Origin of the sequence: Roseomonas gilardii, from assembly GCF_001941945.1 — a bacterium.
Classification (GTDB): Bacteria; Pseudomonadota; Alphaproteobacteria; order Acetobacterales; family Acetobacteraceae; genus Roseomonas.
Genome location: NZ_CP015583.1, coordinates 21,201 through 40,999 on the forward strand (window position 1 = coordinate 21,201; position 19,799 = coordinate 40,999).

Annotated in this window: 15 protein-coding genes; 5 read left to right on the forward strand and 10 right to left on the reverse strand. The window is 68.6% G+C overall.

What is annotated here, in order from left to right; genetic code table 11:
- Positions 1–80 precede the first annotated feature (80 nt).
- From RGI145_RS00110 to RGI145_RS00120, 3 genes are read left to right on the forward strand one after another with little or no spacing between them, the layout of a single operon-like run.
- Complete coding sequence (locus tag RGI145_RS00110; RefSeq protein ID WP_075796735.1) at positions 81–800, forward strand: ABC transporter permease; 720 nt, start codon at positions 81–83, stop codon at positions 798–800.
- Positions 800–1,531, forward strand: coding sequence for an ABC transporter permease (locus RGI145_RS00115; protein ID WP_075796736.1), 732 nt, complete (start codon positions 800–802; stop codon positions 1,529–1,531). Before RGI145_RS00110 ends, RGI145_RS00115 begins: the two co-directional genes overlap by 1 nt.
- Entirely contained in the window at positions 1,528–2,316 is a 789-nt protein-coding gene (locus RGI145_RS00120; RefSeq protein ID WP_075796737.1) for an ABC transporter ATP-binding protein, read from the forward strand. Before RGI145_RS00115 ends, RGI145_RS00120 begins: the two co-directional genes overlap by 4 nt.
- A gap of 394 nt (positions 2,317–2,710) precedes the next feature.
- Here the strand turns inward: RGI145_RS00120 and RGI145_RS00125 are convergent, their stop codons facing one another.
- The 5 genes from RGI145_RS00125 to RGI145_RS00145 form a co-directional block, all read right to left on the reverse strand.
- Positions 2,711–3,262 (reverse strand): polysaccharide biosynthesis/export family protein, encoded by a 552-nt coding sequence (locus tag RGI145_RS00125; RefSeq protein WP_075796738.1) that lies wholly within the window; start codon positions 3,260–3,262, stop codon positions 2,711–2,713.
- Positions 3,263–3,441: 179 nt separating this feature from the next.
- A complete protein-coding gene (locus tag RGI145_RS00130; RefSeq protein ID WP_167668202.1) occupies positions 3,442–4,785 on the reverse strand; it encodes an outer membrane beta-barrel protein in 1,344 nt (447 codons plus the stop codon).
- A gap of 314 nt (positions 4,786–5,099) precedes the next feature.
- Positions 5,100–6,332, reverse strand: coding sequence for a glycosyltransferase family 4 protein (locus tag RGI145_RS00135; protein WP_075796740.1), 1,233 nt, complete (start codon positions 6,330–6,332; stop codon positions 5,100–5,102).
- Between the two features lie 71 nt (positions 6,333–6,403).
- Positions 6,404–7,753 (reverse strand): hypothetical protein, encoded by a 1,350-nt coding sequence (locus RGI145_RS00140; protein WP_075796741.1) that lies wholly within the window; start codon positions 7,751–7,753, stop codon positions 6,404–6,406.
- Entirely contained in the window at positions 7,750–9,015 is a 1,266-nt protein-coding gene (locus RGI145_RS00145; protein WP_083670212.1) for a glycosyltransferase, read from the reverse strand. Before RGI145_RS00145 ends, RGI145_RS00140 begins: the two co-directional genes overlap by 4 nt.
- Positions 9,016–9,485: 470 nt before the next feature.
- Here RGI145_RS00145 and RGI145_RS00150 point away from each other — a divergent pair, with 470 nt between their 5' ends.
- Positions 9,486–10,823: a sugar transferase gene (locus RGI145_RS00150; RefSeq protein ID WP_075796742.1), complete on the forward strand. Its 1,338-nt coding sequence runs from the start codon at positions 9,486–9,488 to the stop codon at positions 10,821–10,823.
- A gap of 967 nt (positions 10,824–11,790) precedes the next feature.
- Here the strand turns inward: RGI145_RS00150 and RGI145_RS00155 are convergent.
- Positions 11,791–12,924 (reverse strand): glycosyltransferase family 4 protein, encoded by a 1,134-nt coding sequence (locus RGI145_RS00155; RefSeq protein ID WP_083670216.1) that lies wholly within the window; start codon positions 12,922–12,924, stop codon positions 11,791–11,793.
- Between the two features lie 338 nt (positions 12,925–13,262).
- On the opposite strand from RGI145_RS00155, the gene galE reads away from it, so the two are divergent.
- Positions 13,263–14,273, forward strand: a complete 1,011-nt coding sequence (gene galE, locus RGI145_RS00160; protein ID WP_237183141.1) for a UDP-glucose 4-epimerase GalE — start codon at positions 13,263–13,265, stop codon at positions 14,271–14,273.
- Between the two features lie 137 nt (positions 14,274–14,410).
- Here galE and RGI145_RS00165 read toward each other — a convergent pair whose 3' ends face one another.
- The 4 genes from RGI145_RS00165 to RGI145_RS00180 all read right to left on the reverse strand — a co-directional run bounded on the left by RGI145_RS00165 (position 14,411) and on the right by RGI145_RS00180 (position 19,789).
- Entirely contained in the window at positions 14,411–15,598 is a 1,188-nt protein-coding gene (locus tag RGI145_RS00165; protein WP_075796744.1) for a glycosyltransferase family 4 protein, read from the reverse strand.
- A gap of 156 nt (positions 15,599–15,754) precedes the next feature.
- A complete protein-coding gene (locus RGI145_RS00170; protein ID WP_083670218.1) occupies positions 15,755–16,894 on the reverse strand; it encodes an acyltransferase family protein in 1,140 nt (379 codons plus the stop codon).
- 51 nt (positions 16,895–16,945) lie between these two features.
- Entirely contained in the window at positions 16,946–18,388 is a 1,443-nt protein-coding gene (locus RGI145_RS00175) for a hypothetical protein (protein ID WP_075796746.1), read from the reverse strand.
- 27 nt (positions 18,389–18,415) lie between these two features.
- Positions 18,416–19,789, reverse strand: a complete 1,374-nt coding sequence (locus RGI145_RS00180; protein ID WP_075796747.1) for a lipopolysaccharide biosynthesis protein — start codon at positions 19,787–19,789, stop codon at positions 18,416–18,418.
- Positions 19,790–19,799 lie beyond the last annotated feature (10 nt).

Below are 19,799 nucleotides of genomic sequence, written 5' to 3' on the forward strand. Positions count from 1 at the left end.
GCCGGAGCGGATGGGCGGCCCGTCCGCTCCCCGGCGGCATGGTCCTTGCTGCGGCATGGCCGCAAGGGAACAGGAGCCGCATGAACCCGCCGGGCTTCCACGATCTGATGGGATTCGGCCCGCAGGGCTGGGGCGCCGCCATGCTGCTGGCCGCGCTGGTAACACTCGCGGTCGCCCTGTCCGGCTTCCTGGTGGGGCTGGCGATCGGGGCGCTGGGCGCCTGGGCCAAGCTTGGTGGCGGAAGGCTGCTGCGGGCGCTGGCGGATGCCTATACGACGGTGCTGCGCGGCATTCCCGAGCTGCTGGTGATCTACCTCTTCTATTTCGGTTCCTCCGCCGTGCTGACACCGCTCGCCCATCTCCTGGGTGCCGGGGGCTTCTTCAGCCTGCCCGGCTTCCTCGCCGGCACGCTGGCGGTGGGGGTGGTCTGCGGCGCCTATCACACCGAGGTGCTGCGCGGTGCCTTCCGCGCCGTGCCGGCCGGCGAGATCGAGGCCGCGCTGGCCGCCGGCATGCCCCGCCTGCTGCGCCTGCGCCGCATCGTCGCGCCGCTGGTGCTGCGCCATGCCCTGCCGGGGCTGGGGAATGTCTGGCAGATCGTGCTGAAGGACACCGCCCTGATCTCCGTCACCGGCGTGGTGGAGCTGATGCGACAGGCGCAGATCGGTGCGGGCTCGACGCGCCAGCCCTTCAGCTTCTTCCTGGGGGCGGCGATCCTCTATCTCGTCATCTCCTCGCTGTCCGGCTGGGGGCTGCGGCGCGCCGAACGGCATGCCCTGCGCGGGCTGCGGAGAGGCTGATGGACCTGCCCCTCGACCTTCCCTTCCTCGCCGACACTTTCCTGCGCCTGCTGGCCGGGGTGCCGCTGACGCTGCGACTGGCGGCCAGCTCGGTCGCCCTCGGCGCCGTGCTGGCGCTGCTGCTGGCGGCGATGCGGCGGTCCGGCCTGCTCTGGCTGGACTGGCCGGCGCGCTTCTACATTTTCGTCTTCCGCGGCACGCCGCTGCTGGTGCAGCTTTTCCTCATCTATTACGGCCTCAGCCAGTTCCGGGAGATCCGCTCGACCTTCCTCTGGCCCGTGCTGCGCGACCCGTACTGGTGCGCGGTGATCGCGCTGACCCTGAACACCGCCGCCTATGGCGGGGAGATCATCCGCGGCGGCCTCGCCTCTGTGCCGCGGGGGCAGGTGGAGGCCGCGCGCGCCGCCGGGATGGGGCAATGGCTGCTGTTGCGGCGCGTGGTGATGCCGCTGGCGCTGCGCCAGGCTCTGCCGGCCTATGGCAACGAGCTGATCCTGATGGTGAAGGCCACCTCGCTCGCTTCGATCATCACGCTGATGGAGATCACCGGCATCGCGGCGAAGCTGATCGCGCAGAGCTATCGCACCATCGAGGTCTTCGCCGTGGCGGGAGCGATCTACCTCGCCATCAACTTCGTGCTGACGCGCCTCGTGCATGCGCTGGAGCGCCGGCTGAATCCCGGGCGGCCCGCATCCCTGGCGGTCACCATCGGGAAGGGAGGGACCGCATGAGCGAGGTGCCCGTCATCCGGCTGCGGGAGTTGCGCAAGAGCTTCGGCCCGCTGGAGGTGCTGAAGGGCATCTCGCTGGAGGCGAGGCGGGGCGAGGTGCTTTCGATCCTCGGCTCCTCCGGTTCCGGCAAGTCCACCATGCTCCGCTGCATCAACATGCTGGAGGTGCCTGACAGCGGCGAGGTCAGCATCGGGGGCGAGGCCATCGCGCTGCGCCACACGCGGCATGGCACGCGCCCTGCCGACATGCGGCAGGTGAACCGCCTGCGCACGCGCATCGGCATGGTCTTCCAGGGCTTCAACCTCTGGTCCCACCGCACGGTGCTGGAGAACCTGATCGAGGTGCCGGTGCATGTGCAGAGGCGGCCGCGCGCGGAATGCGTCGCCGAGGCGGAGGCGCTGCTGGAACGCGTCGGCATCGCCGACAAGCGCGACCACTATCCGGCGCATCTGTCCGGCGGGCAGCAGCAGCGCGCCGCCATCGCCCGCGCCCTGGCGCAGCGGCCGGAGGTGATGCTCTTCGACGAGCCGACCTCGGCCCTCGATCCGGAGCTGGTGGGCGAGGTCCTGCGCGTCATGCGTTCCCTGGCGGAGGAAGGACGCACCATGCTGGTGGTGACGCACGAAATGGGCTTCGCCCGCGACGTCTCCTCGCGCGTCGTCTTCCTGCACCAGGGGCTGGTCGAGGAGGAAGGCACGCCGGCGGAGATCTTCGGTGCCGGACGCTCGGAACGGCTGCGGCGCTTTCTCGCGGGTGGGAACGGGGCGGGCGGCGGCCTGTCCTGAGTGGTTCGGCCTGGACCCTGGTGGCTGCCCCCGCCGTGGGAGAGGCGCCGCCTCTCCCACACCCTCTCCGCCGGGGACCGAAGCCGGTCCCCGGACCCCGGGCTTTCGTGGGCGCTGGTGGCGGCCGTCAGCCTGCGGCCCGATCCCGGGGAGCAGGTGGATCGGCGGGGCTCCGAAAAGAAGGAAAGCGCCTTGTCCGCGCTGGTGTCACCGGCAGTCCGCCGGAGAGCACGGCTCTCCGGCGCAATCCGGCGTCAGCGAGTGCCAGCGAATGGGGTCCAGGGCCCGCAGGGTCCTGGCGGATAGGGGGTCCGGGGCGAAAGGCGGAGCCTTTCCCCCGGGATGCGGGACGATTGCCGTCACGCGCGGAGGGCGGCAGGAGCCGCCCTTCGGGTCAGAAGCGGCGCTCGAAGACGTTGATCACGTCGCCCGGCTGGATCAGGCTCTGGCGGGCGACGAGGCCCTCCTGACCCTTGCCGTCGGTGATGCGCACCACGGAGGCGCGGTCGGTCACGGCGCGGTAGGTGAAGCCGCCGGCCACCGCCACGGCGGTCAGCATGGTCATGCCGGGGCGGTAGGGGTACTCACCGGGCCTGGCCACCTCGCCCAGCACGAAGACGGGGCGGTAGGTCTGCACCTGGGCCACCACGTTCGGGTCGCGCAGCAACTGGCGGCGCTTCATCTCGGCGGCGAGTTGGGTCGAGAGCTCCGAGGAGGTCAGCCCCGCGGCCTTGACGCTGCCGAGCAGCGGGAAGGCGATGTTGCCGGCGTCGTTCACCCTGAACTCACCGCCAAGCTGATCCTCGCCGAAGGTGGTCACGCGGATCTCGTCGCCGACGCCGAGGCGGTAGGCGGCGGGCTGAGCCTCGGCCAGCGGCTGCAGGTCACGCCCCGGGGCGCAGGCGCTGGCCATCAGGCTCAGCCCGAGCACGGCGGCGGTGGCCATGCGGAAGGGCCGGCGGGGCCGCGCTCGCGTGGTGGAAGAGGGGGAAGAGTGCGGCACGGACAGTGGTTCCTCCGAGGGGTTGAGGGCAGGAAGGCTCCCCGGCCCGGACCGGCCAGGGGCGGCCGGTGGGGAGCATGGGTGAGGGTTGCCGGTGCGCCGGGGGGGACGCTGTCCGATCCTCACAGGCCGAACCCCACCCGCAACAGCGCGAGGTGGCGGTCGTAATTGGCGCCGCTGCCGTTGCCGTCGCGGTTGGTGAAGTCGTAGCTGAGGCGCAGCGAGATGTTGCGGTTCATGAGCCAGGTGGCATAGGCGCCGGTGCCGATCACGGTGCTGTCGCCGCCGCCGGTGAACTTGGCATGCAGGTAGTCGGCCCGCGCGCCGATCAGCACGTTGCGCAGCAGCTCGTGGTCCACCGCGATCTGGGCCTGGTTGTAGGTATAGCCCTGCAGCGTGTCGGTGGAAGTGTCCTCGATCCGGCGGGAGGCGAGGCCGCTGATCGTGGTCAGCCGTGTCGGCGACCAGGCGACCGCCGCCTCGAAGATCGGCGAGGAGCGGTCCTTCGCGCCCGTCGCGTCGAAGAAGCGGACCTGGTAGCCGACGAGGGCGCGGTAGCGGAACACGGCGCCGCTGCTGTCGTCGAAGCCGGCCAGGGCGAGCACCGTGTTGGAGCCCAGCTTGCCGTAGGTGGGGTCGTAGTTCACGTAGTCGGAACGGCCGCCGCGTGCCACGAAGACCAGGTCGCGCCGGGGCGCCACGGCGTAGCGCGCGGTGATGCCGCCGTCATAGACGTTCCGGTCACGCAGTTTCTGGTTGAAGGTGCTGCCGCCGTCGAAGGCGTCCACGAAGCGGAAGGCGCGGAAGATGAAGTCCGGGGTGATGGAGACGCTGCTGAAGGCCGCGCGGTAGGCCGCGCGGAGGTCATAGGCGTTGAAGGCGCGCGGCTCGACCACCGTCTGGGCGTCGAAGGCCGTCGCTTCCTCATGCATGCGGAAATAGGAGGCGCTGGCCGACAGCGTGTCGCGGCCGATGTCGTAGGAGCCGCCGATGGTGGTGTTGAAATTGGTGCGGCTGGGGTCGGGCGTTTCCGCATTGCGCCCGGTCACGCGGCGGTCATCCACGCCGGCGGTGGCGTAGAGGCTGTTGCGCGCCCAGTTCGAGCGCAGGTCCAGCGCGGCGTCGGTGCTGAGGGTCCCGATCGTATCGCCCCGGCTGGTGCCCATCGGGTTGGTATCAACGCCCATGGCCTCGCCCAGGCTGGGGCGGAGGGTGAAACCGCCAAGGCGGACGCCAAGCGGCTGCACCTCCGGGCGCGGACGCTGGGTGACGTCCATGTCCTCGGGCCGCACGTTCTCGGGGAAGGCTTCCAGCGAGAAGCGCGAGTAGTAATTGTTGGGCAGGTACTGGTCGAGCAACTGGGCGCGAGCGGGGGCGGGGCAGAGAAGCGTGGCCGCGCCCAGGACGGTGGCGCCCAGGGCGGTCGTCAGGGTGGCCGCGCCCAGCGCCATCGTGCCTGGGGCCATCGTGCCTGGGGCTGTCATGCTGGGGGCCGACATGCCCGGGGCAGGGCCGGCACCATCCTGCCGGGCGGTCTTACCGGGCATCGCAAGCCGGGCTCCGCCCCGATTCCTGTCCGCCCGACTGCGCCGAGTCCCGCTTCCGCCCCTCAAAAACATCCCACGATCCACGATTCGTTTCATCCGGAGAGACACAGCTTATAGCATATGCTGCTCCGAGGGGACGAAATCCGGAGGAATAATAGAGTCGTAACGTTCTGCGGTGCCGGTTATGGCTTTCGGGTCACAGATTCCACGCCGACACGCGCAGGTAGCGGGTTTCAGCTCCCCTGCCGCCGGGGGACTTCCCGCACCACGGACAGCACACCTTCCCGCATGCGGTCCTCGCTGAACAGGGCGAGGGCGCGGCGCTCGCCGGCCTCGATTCGGGCCAGGGTGGCCGCGCGGTCGTCCCGGACCCGCAGCAGTGCCGCCGCCAGGGCCGAATCGTCGCCGGGCGGCACCAGCAGCCCGGCCTCGTTGTCCCCGGCGATCTCGGGGATGGCACCGGCCGAGGCGGCGACGAGGGGCGTGCGGCAGAGCATGGCTTCGACCAGGGTGCGGCCGAAGGGCTCCGGATCGGTGGAGGGATGCACCACCACATCCATGGCCCGCATCAGTGCCGGCACGTCATGACGGTGGCCGAGAAAGCGGACACGGTCGGCGATGCCCAGCTCCTCCGCCAGTCGCCGCAGGCCGGCGGCGTAGTCATCCTCGCCGAACAGGGCGTCGCCGGTGATGATGCCCACCGCCCCCGGCACCTTCGCCACGGCGCGCAGCAGCACGGCCTGCCCCTTCCAGGGAGAAAGGCGGCTGAACACGCCGGCCAGGAAGCCCTCCACCGGCAGGCCCAGCGCGGCGCGGCGTTCCGCCATGCCGACGCCGGCCATCGGATCGGGCGGCAGGGTCACGCCATTGGGCACCACCCGCACCCGGTCGGCCCGGCCGCAGAGCGCGGTGAAGGCGTCTGCCGCGGCCTGGGAGGGCACGATCACCCGCGTGGCGAGCGGCGCCAGCGTGCGCAGCAGCCTGAGCTGCCCGCCGCCGAAATGCGCCGGGGTGAGGATGTCGTGCAGGTGCCAGACCAGTGGCCGCCCGGCCAGCTTCGCCGCCAGGGCGGAAAGCACGAAGGCCTTCTGCGAATTGGCATAGACCATGTCGTGCCGCCGCGCCGCGGTGGCGATCTCGCGCACCATGCGCAGCATGCCGCCGAGCATCGGCAGCGCGGCGCGCGCCATGCCCTGGTCGCGCTTGATGTCCGTGAAGCCGGAGGGGCGGGAGGGCATCAGCACCCGCAGCGGATAATCGGCCAGGGCGGTTTTCAGCGGCCCGTCCTCGAACAGCCAGACGGAGGATTCGGCCCCGAAGGCGCGCAGGTTGGCGAGCAGGATGAACTCCGCCCCGCCGGTGCGGCTGGAATGGTTGACGAAGAGCACGCGCGGCGTCGTGGCGACGCCTGCCGTCGCGGGGCGGGCGTCCGAGGCGGTCGCCGAGGGGAGGTCGTGGCCGTCCATGCCGTGTCCAGTGCCCTATCCGGTTCTGGCCCGCGCCGGATCGGGCGCGGACGGGGGTTGCAGGGGGATGTTCAGCGCGGGGTGAGGCGCAGCAGCGTGACCTGGGCCGTCACCGGCAGGGTGATGCTGCCGCCGGCGAGGCTGGCCTCCTGGAAACGCGCATCTTCGTTGGGCCGGTTCACGGCGGCCCGGCTGATGCGGTCACCGGGGGAGATCCGCACCTGCTGCGGCGGCACCGGCGTCTCGGTGAAGCTGTGCACGTCCCAGAGCGACTTCGCCAGCCAGAGGGCCAGGAGGAAGTTGCCGTCGCGCTTCTGGAACAGGGCGGTCTCCAGTCCCTCCGTTTCGCCGGACAGGTTGACCGGCAGCCGGGCGGGGGCGAAGGCGGGGCCGGGGTCGGAGAAGGCGGCGATCAGGTTGCGCATGGCGTGGAAACCCGGCTTGCGCGACCCGTCATGCCGCAGCCAGCCGAAATTCTGCTCCGGATCGTCCTTGTCCGTGCCCTGGTCGAAGAGCTCGTACTTGAAGCTGCGCGCCACGCCGAAGCGGCGGTAGTACAGGAAAAGACGTGGCTCATAGGCGGCGGAAACGGATTCCGGGCAGCCGGAATGCGGGTTGGTGCTCCGCGCCTTCTGCGTGATCGCGTTGTGGTAGCCGACCTCCGTGGCGACGAAGGGTGCCTTGGCACCCAGCAGCGGCGTGACCAGCAGGTCGCGCGCCCAGCGCAGGCTGCCATAGCCGTTGTCGCCCCAGCCCCCGGTCTCCGGCATGCGGCCGGCCGGATAGGGGTGGACGTTGCCGTACTGGGCATAGGGTGCCTGCCGGGCGAAGCGCGCCCGGTTGCCCGCCTGGATCAGCGCCGAGGCAATCACCGGAATGTCCCGCGCCCGGCCGATCCCGGACAGGATGCGCTGGTGGTCGATCGCCATCTCCGGCGTGTGCCCCGGGCGGCCGCCCCACCAGCCATCGGGCTCGTTCACGCCCTCCAGCATGGCGATGTTCTCGCGGCCGACCTCGTCCAGCGCCCGGGACAGCTCCACCGAGGAGGTCGCCTCCGGGCCGCTGAGCAGGGTCAGCCGGATGCCGGCCTGCGCCACCTGCCGCAGCCGGGTGAGGACCCCGCGGTCCAGGCCGATGCCGTCGCGCGCGTGGCGGATGCGCAGGTCCCGCAGGGCCGGCAGGATCACCTTCTCCCAGCGGTCGCCCTCGATGTAGCTGTTGCCGGGCCAGCAATGGATGTTGACGCCGATGCTGTCCACGAGCGAGTCGGCGGCCATGGCCTGCGCGCCCTGGCCCTCCGCTCCGCCGGATGCGGCGCCGGCCGGGGCGATCCACCCCGCCGAAGCCATGGCCGAGGCGGACAGCAGGCCAGCCCCGAACCGACGCCGGGTCAGGCCGGGAATGTCGCGCCGCACCGTCACGAGCGGGCCGGCTCCGGAGTTGGCTTTGGGGCTGGCTGAGGGGCCGACCGAGGGGGCGCCTCCGCCAGCACCGGCTTCGCCCCGGCCTCCAGGCCGCGAGGGACCGCGCACCCATGCAGCCCGGCGGGTGCCTGGGCCCGCGCGCGTTCCAGCGCATCGTCCACGACGGCCTTGAAGCGGCTGCGGAAACGCTCGGTGGAGAAGTGCTGCGCATTGGCCAGGCAGTTCTCCGGCGTGAAGCGCGCCTTGCTGCCCTCGAAGGCATGGACGGCCGCGATCACCGCATCCTCCGTCTGCTCGGCGAAGAAGAGGCCGGTCGGGGCGTCATGGTCGGGACCCAACACGGTTTCCGCCAGCCCGCCGGCGCCATAGGCGATCACCGGCGTGCCAGCGGCCTGGGCCTCCACCGCGGTGATGCCGAAATCCTCGATGCCGGCGAACAGGAAGGCCTGCGCCCCGGCCAGGAGGCGATGCACCTCCGGTGTCGGCACGCGGCCCAGGACCTCGACATTCGGCACCTTCATCTCCCGCAGGCGCTTCAGCTCCGGTCCGTTGCCGACGATCTTCAGGCGCTTCTCCGGCATGCGGGCGAAGGCGCGGGCCAGGAGCTCCACGCGCTTGTAGGGCACGAGCCTGCAGACGGAGAGATAGTAGTCCTCCTTCTCCACCGAGCCGAGCGGCGGCAGCGTGTCCACATAGACCGGAGGATGCACCACCCCGGCCTCCCGCCGGTGCGTCCGGCGCAGCCGGTTGGCGACGAAGGCGGAATTGGCCACCATCGTTTCGGGCCGCTGCGCCGCGCAGAAATCCCAGATCCGGGCGGAATGCAGCATGCGCCGGGCCAGCCAGCTCTTCGGCCCGCGCTCCATCTTCGCCTCGCGCAGGTATTCGTGCTGGAGGTCCCAGGCATAGCGCATCGGCGAATGCACGTAGGACACATGCGGCTGGTCGGGGCGGGTGAGCACGCCATAGGCGACGCTGTGGTGGCTCGTGATCACGAGGTCGTATCCGGTCACGTCGAATTGTTCGACGGCCAGCGGCCAGAGCGGGAGCAATGAGCGATACAGTCGCTCGATCTTGGGGATCTTCTGCAAAAACGACGTCCGCACCGGCCGTCCGCCAAGGAAGCCCCGCTGGTCGGGTGGCACCACGTCCACCACGGCGAAGATGTCCGCCTGCGGATAGAGCGACAGGATCTGCTCGATCACCCGCTCCGCGCCGCCATAGGCAGAAATCGAGTCGCTCACGAGGGCTATGCGCATTGTCGGTTTCCTGTTGGTGGCGGTCACGCGGCTTGTTCGCATTCCATAGGACGTTCCCGGGCTGGCCCGAAGATGGGCAATTTCGCTGTCCCGCATCTTTCATCCATCCAAACGGGCCAGTCATGAACAACTTATGGTTGAATGAAGTAAAATTACTTCAACTCAAAGTAAGAGTTGTTTTCGGAAATTGATCCGAGTATCTTTATCAAGATTGTTCGAAAAATTTTACTCGCTTTTGCCTATATTGCAGTGCAAAAGATAGGGCGACCCCACGAACCGTGACAGCACGACCATTGAGAAGTCGGACATCCGGTTCGCGTGCAACTGACCGGTATGGTGTTGAGGGATACAACATGGGCGACCCAAGACGCATTAAGACCAATCCGGCGATCCGGAAGATGCTGTCCCAACCGGCAGCCTTCCGTCCGCAGCGGCGCCAACGACCCCGCCGGGGTACGCTCCGGCTGTTCATGGCGATTGGCGACTATGCGCAGGTTCTGGCGGTGGGCCTGGCTCTCTGCCTCGTCTTCCAGGCCGTCCCGGCGCCGGACCTGAACCTGAGCCCCGGCCGCGTGGCGGGCATCGGCCTCCTGGCGGCGACGCTGGCGCTGTTCGTGCGGCGCGGCCTGCGGCGCACCAGCGCTCATCATGTCGGCTCGACCTATGTCTCCTCCGTGCGCAGCGCGGCGGCGGTGATGATCGCCTTCGGCGGCATCGGCCTGGGACGGGTGCTGCTGGGTTCCACCACCGGCCTGGGCGGCGACCTGCTGCTGCTGCTGAGCTGGGGCATCGTCTCCACCGCGCTGGCCGCGGCGCTGCGACTGGTGGGCACGCGGCTGATCGCCGGGCCGGAGAGCCTGACCACCAATATCGTGGTCCTCGGCCCTTCGCCCCAGGCCGGCGCCCTGGCGCGCATCCTGACCGAGCGCAGCCGCGGCCATCGTCAGGTGCTGGCGGTGCTGCAGGACGACATGCCCGAGAACATGGTCATGCTCGACCAGCTGATCGAGCAGGGCGAGTTGGACATCATCGCCCTGGCCGGCATGGACGCCGAAGGCATCCAGGCCATCTGCGAGGAGTTCGGCGATCGCCCCGTGCACATCTGCGTCGGCTTCGACGCGGTGGCGCTGGAGCGCGCGGCCCGCGGCTCCAGCCACCTGGACGATCCGGTCCTGCTCCGCCTGCTGCCGGGCCAGTTCGACGACTGGCGCGATTCGGTGAAGCGGGGCCTCGACATTGCCCTGGTGATGGCCTCGTTGCCGCTGATCGCACCGGTGCTGATCATGGCCGCCATTGCCATCAAGTTGGACTCGCCCGGCCCGGTCTTCTTCCGCCAGTGGCGCTTTGGCCTCGGCACGCAGCCCGTGCAGATCCTGAAGTTCCGTAGCATGTACACGGACAGGGGTGACACCACCGGCGAGGCCCGTACCACGGCCCGGGATTCGCGTGTGACCCGGGTCGGCCGCATCCTCCGCCGCACCAGCATCGACGAGCTGCCGCAGCTGCTGAACGTGCTGCGGGGCGACATGTCGCTGGTCGGGCCCCGGCCGCATGCGACGCATATGAAGGTCGAGGGCAACTACTACTTCGAGGCCGTGGAGCATTATCGCCTGCGCCACCGCGTGAAGCCCGGGCTGACCGGCTGGGCCCAGGTCAACGGTTCCCGTGGCGAGGTGGATACGCTGGACAAGGCCTATCGCCGCGTGGATCTCGATCTCTGGTACATCAACAACTGGTCGATCACCCTGGACCTGAAGATCATCTTCAAGACCGTGTTCGGCGGCTTCGCGACACTGAAGGCCGACTGACCCCGCGACGGACCGGCCCTGCGACGGGGAGAGCCCGCCTTTCCGCGCTATGACTTCGCCAGACATAACCAGGCACGATCAGTGCCTGGTTCCCGCCCGACCTACCGATCCCCCTTCCTGCCCAGGAAGGGGGATTTTTTGTCAGAACATCTGGTAAGCCAGGAGGCCGACCAGAAGCCAGAAGACTGCCCCCAGCGCGGACGCCCAGGCCAAACCCCGCCATAGCGACCCACTCTGTTCACCGTCAGGGATGGCAACGGGGACCTCGCTTTGCCGTGGCGTGGGCCAAGGAAAGGGATAGGTCGAGTTGCGCGACAAGGGTCGCCGGAGTTGTTCCGGCTGGCTTGGGGCGCGGGGTGACAGATCCAATGCGTCCGTCACGATGGGTGTCTCCGACACGGGGCTTGTTGGATTTAATCGCCAGCACGCGAATTCGTAAAGGGCAAATACAACTATAGGAAGTGATATAAAAGTCTCAAGACTTGGCCGGAAAAACTTCCAACCTGGCAACGGCTGTGGGGCTGCGGCAGATGCCCTTGGCGTGGATCATGGGCGATGGCGGTTGAGAAAACGTTAAGGCGCTGATCTCGCGCGGATATCGCCGCCCGGCATTTTGTGCATCGCAGCGGATGCCTGCAGCCCCAAGGAGGCTCCGCCCGCGCTGGTCCTTTCGCTGCTGAGGGAACGGTACTCCCCAGCTCCCACTCCCTGGGGGCAGGTGGATCAGCAAGCCCCCGAAAAAGACACCCCACTTGTGCTGGTGACGTCTGCATTCGTTGGGAAGCCACGCTTCCCGGCGCGATCTGGTGTCAGCCTGCGCCAACGAACCGGGTCCAGGGCGCGCAGCGTCCTGGCGGAGTGGGGGTTTGGGGGCGAGGCGGAGCCCTGCCCCCAAATCGTGAAACGAAAGACGCGCAAAGGGCCAGGAAAAACCGTCGCCCGTACCGGGCCGCGCGGAGCAGCCGCGTCAGATCAGCTCGCGATAGACGGCCGCGATCTTCTCGCTGATTACCGGCCAGGCGAAATTGTCCTCGGCGTAGCGGCGGCAGGCGGCCTCGTCCGGCAGGCGATCCCGCGTGGTCAGTGCCGCTGCCAGTCCGGACGCGATGCTGTCCGCATCGCTTCCAGGCAGCACGAGATCGGGCGAAAGGCCGGAGACCACTTCCGGCAGGCCGCCGACCGGCGTCACCAGGACCGGCGTGCCCGAGGCCAGGGCCTCGACCGCGATCAGGCCGAAGCCTTCCAGCGCCGCGGTGGGGACGACGACGAGGTCCGCGGCCCGGTAGGCGACCGGCAGCAGCTCGTCGGGCACGAAGCCGGCGAAGCGGACCGTATCCTCCAGCCCGTGCCGACGCACCAGCTCCTCCAGCGCGAGCCGTTCCGGTCCCTTGCCGACGATGTAGAGCACGGCGTCCACCTGCTTCTGCCGCAGGGCCGCCATGGCCTCGATCAGCCGGTCGAGCCCCATGCGACGCACCAGACGACGCACGGCGAGCAGCACGGGCCGGTCCTGCACCCAACCCATCCTGGCCTGCGCCTCCGTGCGGCTGCCCTGCGCGGTGAAGGTGGCGAGATCGGCACCGCCCTGCACCAGCCGCAGCGCGGAATCCCGCACGCCGTAATGCTCCTGCGCGATGCGGCCGAAGGCCTCCGACAGCACGATCACACGCTGTGCCCGGCGATAGACCGCCGTCTCGATCAGCTTCTTCACGCGCACCGAATGGCTGCTGGCCCCTTCCGCCGCGCTTTCCAGCGCCCAGGGGCCGTGGAAATGCACCACCAGCGGCAGGGCGCGCAGCTTGTCGAGGATGGGCAGGGTGTAGAGTGCGAAATGGGAGGTCGCGAGCACGGGGCGGGCTTGCAGCAACTCACCGGCCGCCGCACGGATCGCGCGGGCGCGGCTCAGCATCGAGGCATCGGCGGGAAAGCTGCGGAAACGGCCTTGCGTGTCGATCTCCGCCTGTCCCTTGCCGGGAACGATGCCGCGGGATTCGAAGCCCAGTTTTTCCAGGCCGAGATAGAGGTTGTAGAAGACGTTCTCGGCGCCGCCCTTGTGTTCCGGGAACCAGCCGCTGCCGACCTGGAAGATGCGCTGTGTCACGGGCGTGCTACGCCTTTGTCCGGGGGCTGGGGATTTGCTGCATGCCAGAACGGCGTTGGAGAGACATTCCTGTCATGGAAGAACTCCGGCGATAAGGGGCAGGCCATCGGCTGCCAGGCTGGGATGTCGAGGAACCCGCATCGCGACGGGGGCCCGGCGGCGTGCAGCATTCCGGGTCAGCACATGAATTGTCCTTTTATGAGAAATATGAGACTCCGTCCAATTCCCCTGCCTTCCGCGAAACGGCTTTCCCGCTATCACGGCGAGGGCCAGGGTGTCGTGCTCCGGGATATGACGTTTCCGTCCTTTCCGGCGGAAGGCGCGGGGCGGATCTCCCAATGAAGGATCGGGAAGAGATGGGCAGCATCCTGGTGACCGGCGGCGCCGGCTATATCGGCAGCCATGCCGTGCTGGCCCTGCGCGATGCCGGCTTCGCGCCCGTGGTGCTGGATGACCTGTCCACCGGCTTCCGCCAGGCGGTGCCGGCGGATGTCCCCTTCGTCCAGGGCTCCGTCGGCGATGAAGATCTGCTGGCGGAGACGATGCTGCGCCATCGCGTCTCGGCGGTGATGCATTTCGCCGCCTTCCAGATCGTGCCGGAAAGCGTCGAGCAACCGCTGGAATACTGGCGCAACAACGTGGGTGGGGTCGCGGCCACTCTGGGCGCCTGCCTGCGCAGCGGTGTCCGGCACCTCGTCTTCTCCTCCACCGCAGCGGTCTATGGCATCCCCGAGACGCTGCCGGTGCCCGAGGATGCACCCTGTGAGCCGATCACCCCCTATGGCTCCAGCAAGCACGCGGCGGAGCGGATGATCCTCGATGTCGCGCGGGCCTTCGGGCTTTCCACCGTGACGCTGCGCTACTTCAACGTCGCGGGCGCCGATCCGGCCGGGCGGGCGGGGCAGCGTTCGCATCAGGCGACGCATCTGATCAAGGTGGCCTGCGAGGTGGCGACCGGGAAGCGCGACAAGGTCGAGATCTTCGGCACGGATTATCCGACGCCGGACGGGACCGGCGTGCGCGACTATGTGCATGTCTCGGATCTCGCCGATGCCCATGTCGCGGCGCTGCGCCATATCCTGCGCAACCGGGTGAACCTCACCATGAACTGTGGCTATGGCTGGGGCTATTCGGTGCGGGAGGTGCTGACGGCGGTGGAGCGCGTGAATGGCGCGCCCCTGCCGGTCGTCGAATCGCCGCGCCGCGCAGGCGATCCGCCATCGCTCGTCGCCGCTGTTGACCGGCTGCAGCGGACGCTCGACTGGCGGCCGCGCTATGAGGCCCTGGACTTCATCATCCGCAGCGCCCTGGACTGGGAAGCGGCGCTGGCGGCCGAGAAGCCGTCCTGAGGCAGACTGGGTAGTCCCGGCCTGACCGGGGCCGGAAAGAGGCCATCCAGAGGCCGAGCCCCGTGGACCGCGCCAGAGGCCATGCCGGTGACGCTCCAACGAGCACCCGGCCCTGGCCAGACCGCCGCTGCGGGCGATCAGGAAGCCAGCGGCAGCGGCGCGCCGGAATGGCGTTCCGTCACCAGCCCGGCATAGACCTCCTCCAGCCTGTCCACCACCTTCGTCCAGGCATAGTGCTTCTCGACATAGCTGCGGTTGGCGGCCCCCATGCGCTGCTGCATCTCCGGCGAGCGCAGCAGCTTGAGAAGCGCCTCCGCCATGGCCTCCGGATTCTGCTGTGGCACGATGAAGCCACCGGAACCGTCGGGCGGGAGGAGATAGGGCAGGCCGCCCGTGTCCGTCACCACCAGCGGCTTGCCACAGGCCATGCCCTCGATCGCCGTCGTGCCGAGGGGCTCGCCATGCGAGGGCAGGACGTAGATCGCGTGCTGGCGGAAGAATTCCACCGAGCTGTCGCGGGGGACATGGCCCTTGGTGTGGATCCGGTCGCGGCAGGGAAGCGTCGCGATCAGCGCGTTCACCTCTTCCCAGTGATCACCCCGCCCGATGATGCTGAGCGTGGCCTCGGGCACCTCACGGGCGACGATCTCGAAAGCCTTGAGCAGGTCGAAGATGCCCTTCCGGCGCGCGACGCTTGTGTAGAAGAGGATGCTCAGTGGTCCCTTCTCGGGCGGTGCGCCGGAGGGGGAGAAGAGATCGGCATCGATGCCGTGATGCATGGTGACGATCTTGCCCTTCACCATCCCCGGCGCGGCGATGCGGTCCATGGCCGCCGGGGTGGTCAGCATCAGGCTCGTCGCCTGCCATTGCTGCAGGAAGCAGATCGCCCAGCGTACGCCGCTCTCCAGCCGCACCTTCAGGCTGTCGCGATTCTGGTCCGGCCAGCGCGCCACATAGGTGCCGAGCAGCACGGGCAGGCCGCATCCCACCATGCCGAGCGAGAGCCCGACGAAGACGGGATTCATCTGGTGGACGAGATCGATCGTCTCTTCCTTGCGCAGCTTCTCCAGCAGAAGCCGCGTCCGCACCATGTACTCCAGGCGCTTCAGCGGGCCGGGCCAGGACTGCCGGATCGGATGGAAGGTCACGTTGCCCGGCATGGGCTCCTTCAGGTCCACCTCCTGGCAGGCGACGTGCAGGCGATAGCCCCGGTTCGCGAGCTCGCGCAGGAAGCCGCAGGCGATGAGTCCATCCCCGTAGAGGCGGTGATCCGTCAGCAGATCGGACGGATGCACGATAAAGATGGTGGGCTTCCGGGTGGTCATGGATCAGTGCCTCACTGACGTCGCGGTTCCGCCGGGGCGCCCATGGCCATGAGCGCTGCCCGCCCCGGGCAGCGCCTGCGATGACCATCGGCCGGAGCGGACCGGTCCTGGCAAGAAGGGGGCGCCCGGGAAGGGCGGATTCCAGGCAGGCATCGCTCAGCCCAGCCTGTCGGAGGTATCGGACGCCGCGGCAGGCCAGGCAGAGGCGAGCTTCGCCTTCGGGGTGCCGAAATAGGCCTGCCCGAAACGGCGCGCCGCCTGCTGCAGCGGCATGTCGACGAGGTGATGGAACGCATAGCCGATCAGGATCGCGATGGCCGAGGTGGCCAGGATCACCGGGACCTGGAAGCCCGCCGGCATGAGGCCGTACTTCCAGATGAACTTGCCCATCAGCACGAGCGTGCTGAAATGCACCAGATAGACCGAATAGGAGATGGCGCCGAGCATGATCAGGAATGCCGGCATGTGCAGCTTCCAACGCCATTCCACCAGCGCGCCGCCGAGCAGCGCCGCGCCGGAGAAGCCACCGGCCAGGACGGCGGTTTGGAAGTCGAAAGTGTCGGTGGGTTCGGGTGCCCGCAGGACGATCAGCCAGAACAGGCCACCGCAGCCCAGGGCCAGAAGGAGGATGCCGGGGAGGGGCGCGCCGCGGAGCCGCGGCGACAGGGCCAGCCAGGCGCAGAGCACGCCGATCCCGAACTCCAGGGCCTGGGGCCGCAGGAACTGGGCCCAGGGCGCGGTCAGGTCGACGCCGGCCAGGTAGAGGAGCACGATGAGGACCTGCCAGAACAGGATCAGCCCCATGCCGAAGCGGAGATTCAGGATGGCCAGCGCGAAGACCGCGTAGAAGAAGACCTCGTAGACCAGCGTCCAGGTCACGTTGACCAGCGGGATGTTGGCCTGGGGCAGCAGCAGGAAGCTCGCCACCACGCTCCAGCCATCCAGCTTCTGCGTTTCGCTGGCATGCGCGCCCGTCAGATAGGTGGCCAGGGCCAGGGCGCTCATGATGAGGGCGGCGGGATAGATGCGCGAGAAGCGTCGCCACAGGTAACGTGGGCATCGGTCCGGACGCCCGAGATCCGCCTGGTGGACGAGCGTGATGATGAAGCCGCTCAGGACGAAGAAGATGTCCACGCCGAGCGCGCCGTTCGAGAGGATGTTCCCCATGACCCCGCCGACTGGATTGTGGCCCACGACGACCTGCGCATGGAACAGCACGACCAGCACCGCCGCGAGGCCGCGCATGGCTTCGATCCACTCGATCCGGTGGGACATTGTGGGCAACGTGTTCGTCATGGCCAGGGAGCCCCCACCCGTTTCAGCGCCCCATCATGCGACCATTGGCCGTCATGAGGCCATCCTAATCCGACTGGCCGTGAAGGTGAGGGCGGTGGCGAGCATAATCCAGTTCAGCACGCCGACCTCGGCGATATGCACGGCGCCCAGCGGAATCTGGATGAAGGCGATGATCACAAGCACGCGGTACAGATAGAGCTTGGAGCCGGGCGTCGGATCGGATTGGAAGGTCGACAGGACCAGCATGAACAGGCTGCCGAAGTAGAAAGCGCCACCGAAGATTCCCAGGGCGCGGACGCTGTCGAGGATGCCGCTGTCCACCACCGCGTTCGCCGAGCCGCTGACGCTGGCGTAGTAGTTCAGGCCGAAGCCGTCGCCGAGCAGCAGGTTGTCGTTGTCCACGAAGAAGCGGATGTACTGCGTCATGCGCTCGGCGCCGCTCGCGTCGGAATTGAGGTTGCTCAGCGAATTCAACCGTTGCTCCAGGGCGAACTGCATCTCCGGGATCAGGGCCAGGAAGCCCGCGCTGAAGACCAGCACGATGGCGCCGAGGGAGATCCGCATCTTTTCCTGCGGCGTGCCCCAGAGAAGGAGCAGGGCCAGGCCGAGCGATGTCGCTCCCCAGAGCGTGCGGTACTGCGCCAGGGCGAGGCCGAGGGCGCAGGTGATCATCACCGGCACCGAGATGCTGAACCGGCGGCTCATCGCGATCAGCAGCGCGACCATCAGATAGGCCGCCATGGAGCCGGGAGCGTTCATGGTGGAGAAGACGCGCAGCGAGAAGGCGCCGGGCACGCCGACGGAATCGAAGCCCAGCAGCCGGACGTTGTTCACCCATTCCGCGTCCCAGGGGGTGGGATAGATGAACTGCATCAGCCCGTAGATGCCCATGACGGGCGCCGCCACCAGCAGCGTGGAGGTGATGACCTGGCGCATGGCCGCGCCACGTTGCCACTGCGACAGGATATGGAGCGCGATCAGCGGCCCGGAGGCCCATTTCAGCAGGTCGGTCATGCCGAGCATGAAGCGGTCCTGCAGCACGGCGAGCAGCGCGCCATAGGCGATGCTGCACAGGATGGCCAGGAAGGGGCCCGTATAGGGGTTGCGCCCCGGTGCCAGGTAACGCAGGGCCGAGAAGGCACCGAACATGCAGATCAGGTAGGGCGCGGTCAGGATCAGGCTGGAGACCTGGAAGCCACCCTGGTAGTCGGCCAGCCGCCGCACCAGCGAGGCGAAGCAGAAGAGCAGGATCGTGTAGCCGACATACCAGGGCGAGCGGTTCAGGAAGAGGAAGCCGCCCAGGAACAGCGCCAGGGCCGGATAGAGGATCCGGGCCAGCGGCGCCGCGCCACCGAGATAAAGGACGATCGGGATCAGCAGCGCCGCCGATACCGACAGGAAAGCGCCGAGGCTCAGCAGCCCCGGATCGGCCAGCCGGTCTTCCAGCGTCGGGCGGGAATAGCGGCTTCTTGCGGCAGTGAAGGTGATCGACACGCCAGCGGACCTCGTTTCTGTGCCCGGTCAGGACCGGGCGAGCTTCCGTGCGTAGCCCAGCAGTTCTGCCGGGAGCACGGAAAGGCGGGGACGGGGCAGATCGAGGACGCGTGGCATCCCGGCCAGCATCATGATCATGCGCACCAGCGAGGACATGGTCGCCGCCACCGCGGCGCCCATCGCACCCATGACGGGAACCAGCAGGAACAGCCCCAGCCCCAGGGTGGTGAAGGCCGCCACCTGGGCGATCGACACATAGCCCGGGCGGCCCATGGCCAAGTAGAGCTGGCTGGTGACCTGCGCGAGGGCGGAGAAGGCCTCCTCGATCACCAGCACCAGGAAGAGGGCATGCGCCGCGCCGAATTCCTTGCCGTAGAGCAGGGAAAGCGCCGGGCCGCCCAGCACCCAGACGCCGATGCCGGCCAGGATCACCGCCACCAGCATCAGGCGGAAGGTCCGGTCATGCAGGGCGCTAGCCTCCTCGGGCGACTTGCCGGCCATGGCGGGCAGCATCACGGCGCTGGCCGCGGTCTGCAGCACCATCAACAGGCGCGACAGGCTGAAGGCCACTAGATAGAGGCCGAATTCCTCCGGCGAGATCACCGCCACCAGGAAGAGCCGGTCGAGATAGAAGGTCAGGCTGCCCAGCGTGCCGATGCCCACCGCACGCACGGTGTAGGACAGGAGCCCCGGCAGCCAGCGGCCCGGATGGCTGAAGCGCGGCGGCAGGATGCGCCAGAGCTTGTAGGCGATGACGCAGAGGCAGACCGCGGTCGAGGTCCACATCGCGAAGGCCGACACCGCCGGTGTCAGCCCGATGGCGAGCGCCGCGGCCACCAGGAAGACCAGATACAGCGCCGGGTCCAGCCAGCTCATCGTGTTGAAGGAGCCGAAGCGGTCCAGTGCGGTGAAGGAGTTCTTCAGCAACACGGCGAAGAGCGACATCACCGTCACCACGGCGGCATAGGGCGCCAGCGCCACCACCTCCGCCGGGTAATGGCCGGACATGGCCATCGGGATCGCCACCACCGCCGCCACGGCGCCGATGACACCCAGCACGAAGGCGAGGAGGATGGAGGCGCCGAGCACCTCCGCCTGCTCCTCGGGCTTCGCGTTGCGCATGTAGTAGACCTGCGCCAGCGGCAGACCGCCGATGATCATGGTGGACAGGAAGGTGGGCCAGAGGGTGATGGCGCCGAAGGCGCCGCGCCCTTCCGGCCCGAGGAGGCGGGCGGTGATGATGCCCGTCCCCACGTTCAACGCCAGCACCAGGAACTGCGTCAGCAGCGTCTGGGCGAAGGCGAAGCTGGTGCCCCGCCCGCCCAGCACGCCCCGGACCAGCCGGGTGGAACCCTGGCGAAGGCCCAGCAGGCGGCCCCCGGTTTCGCTCCGCCCGCTCATGCCGCGTCAC